This is a genomic window from Moorena sp. SIO2C4 (assembly GCF_010672485.1).
GTDB lineage: Bacteria > Cyanobacteriota > Cyanobacteriia > Cyanobacteriales > Coleofasciculaceae > Moorena > Moorena producens.
Window position 1 is genome coordinate 1 of record NZ_JAAHGN010000975.1, and the last position, 2,901, is coordinate 2,901.

The window sequence follows — 2,901 nt, forward strand, 5'->3', positions numbered from 1 at the left end:
TCCTACTCCCGGATGCGTCACCACGCCATCCGGGAGTAGGTAAGAATGGTAACATCTTTACCAGGGCGTACAACTTCAGCTTTATCAAGGGGTACCAAGTACTCCTGTTCTGGCAGATTTTCTTTGAGATTGTAGAGCAGGACGTGTTCAAAGAACAATACTGGGTTATCATCTCGAATGGCAGATTTAAGCAACCCTTTTCCATTGTAGGGGGTGGAGCAAGCAACGATTTTGAGACCGGGAACTGCCTGAAAGTAGGCTTCTAGACGCTGGGAGTGTTCAGCCCCTAACTGACGTCCGACACCACCAGGGCCTCTAACCACCATCGGGATTTTAAAATTACCACCAGAGGTATAGCGTAACATCCCGGCATTGTTGGAAATTTGGTTGAATGCCAGGAGTAAAAACCCCATATTCATGCCTTCGACAATTGGTCGTAAACCTGTCATTGCTGCACCAACAGCTAGACCAGTAAAGCTATTTTCGGCAATGGGGGTATCCAGAAGCCGCAAGTCACCGTATTTTTTACACAAATCTTTGGTAACTTTGTAGGAACCACCGTAGTGACCGACATCTTCACCGATTACAAATACTGTCTCATCCCGTGCCATTTCTTCGTCTATGGCTTCACGCAGAGCATTAAAGAATAGTGTTTCTGCCATTAATAATTCAATATAGGGGGCTACTGTGATCCTAGCATTGCCAGAGCCCTCGAATGATGATGTACAGGGAAGTTTCCCACAGGTAAGTCGGGCAGATTGATAGGTGCGCTCTTACCATTAAGAATTAAATTCACGCTTTGGCGCGCCCATGCTGTGGAAGCGCTAATCAATAGTCTTGAATGTACTACTTCACCCGATCCTCGAGTTTGCTAATATATTCTCTATTATGATAGGATGCTTACTTTGAAATTCCGCTAAATTGGGGAAGAAGTCAAGGGATAGAATAGATTCAGCACTTCGGGGCATCCCTTACCATAACTGCAACCGTCAGAGGTCTAGGGTGACTACGCTTCGGAAAACCGAACCACTGGCTATATACAATTTTAATCAAAATATCATCTATATATATAGTAGTTGAAATTCATTGAACGAGTTGACAGCATTCATCTTGAGGAGAATAAAGGACGCATGGGCAAGGTAGTCGGCATTGACCTGGGTACAACAAACTCCGTGGTGGCTGTCATCGAAGGCGGTAAGCCGGTGGTAATTGCTAATGCGGAAGGTATGCGCACAACTCCCTCAATGGTTGGCTTTAGTAAGGATGGGGAAAGGGTTGTAGGACAATTAGCACGCCGCCAAGCTGTGCTTAATCCCCAAAATACCTTCTATGGGGTGAAGCGGTATATTGGACGTAAGTATGCTGAACTGAATCCAGAGTCAAAGCGGGTTGCCTATACCATTCGCCGGGATGAAAGTGGTAATGTGAGAATTAAGTGCCCCCGGTTGAAAAAAGACTTCGCCCCAGAGGAAATTTCTGCAATGATTCTGCGGAAGTTGGCGGATGAGGCCAGCCGCTACCTGGGAGAGGAGGTAACAGGAACAGTAATAACAGTCCCGGCTTACTTTAATGATTCTCAACGGCAAGCCACACGAGATGCTGGACGAATTGCTGGGTTAGAGGTTCTGCGGATTCTTAATGAACCAACAGCAGCGTCTTTGGCTTATGGCTTGGATCTTGAGGCCAGCCAAACTATCCTGGTATTTGATTTGGGCGGGGGTACCTTTGATGTCTCGATCCTAGAGGTGGGGGATGGGGTGTGTGAAGTGCTATCAACCAGTGGTGATACTCAACTGGGGGGCAATGATTTTGATCGAAAAATTGTTGACTGGTTGGCAGAGCAATTTTTGAAATCAGAGGGAATTGATCTGCGACGCGATCGCCAAGCCCTACAACGGCTGACTGAAGCTGCAGAAAAAGCTAAGATCGAGCTGTCTGGGGTGGGTGTAACTGAGATTAATTTGCCCTTTATTACAGCTACAGAAGATGGTCCAAAACACCTAGAAACTAGGCTGAAGCGCTCTCAGTTTGAAGAGCTATGTGTGGATCTAGTTAGTCGTTTGCGCAGACCCCTAAAACGAGCTTTCAAAGATGCTGGCTTAACTCCTATGGACATTGATGAAGTGATCTTGGTAGGAGGGGGAACCCGCACCCCGATGGTACAACAATTGGTGCGCAGCTTAATCGATCGGGAACCAAATCAGAATGTTAATCCTGATGAGGTAGTGGCAGTAGGAGCTGCAATTCAAGGAGGAATTCTTAACAGTGAAGTCAAAGATATCCTATTGCTGGATGTAACTCCGTTGTCCTTGGGTTTGGAAACTATTGGTGGGGTGATGAAAAAGTTAATCCCCCGCAACACGACTATCCCAGTCCGGCGGTCTGATATTTTTTCCACCTCCCAAAATAATCAGACTTTGGTGGAAATTCATGTCCTGCAAGGGGAACGGGATATGGCAACAGATAATAAGTCTTTGGGTCGGTTTAAGTTGACTGGTATTCCCCCAGCACCACGGGGAGTGCCCCAAATTCAGGTGGCTTTCGATATTGATGCTAATGGAATTTTGCAGGTATTGGCACTGGATAAAACTACTGGTCGAGAACAAAGCATTACCATTCAAGGGGCTTCTACCCTGAGTGAAGCGGAAGTCAACAAAATGATTCGTGAGGCAGAAGAATACGCTGAGGTTGACCGGGAACGAAGGGAACGAGTAGAAAAGCGCAATCGGGCAGAAAGTTTGGCTAATGAAGCGGAACGGCAACTGAGGGAGGTAGCCCTAGATTTTGGGAGACAGTTTGCTAGTGGTTATCGGCGTCAGATTGAAGGCTTAATTCAGGAGATGCGTCAATCCGTTGCCCAAAATGATGACCGGGCTATTGATCGCACTCAAGGTGATCTAC

1 protein-coding gene and 1 pseudogene are annotated in these 2,901 nt (G+C 46.7%); one reads left to right on the forward strand and one right to left on the reverse strand.

Going from position 1 to position 2,901, the window contains the following annotated elements:
• Nucleotides 1-26 precede the first annotated feature (26 nt).
• Nucleotides 27-662: pseudogene (locus F6K20_RS32300) on the reverse strand (alpha-ketoacid dehydrogenase subunit beta); the annotation flags it as partial.
• A gap of 468 nt (nt 663-1,130) precedes the next feature.
• Between F6K20_RS32300 and dnaK the strand changes: the two are divergent.
• Nucleotides 1,131-2,901, forward strand: a 1,771-nt coding sequence (gene dnaK, locus F6K20_RS32305; RefSeq protein ID WP_287297489.1) for a molecular chaperone DnaK, incomplete at its 3' end; no start/stop codon positions are given.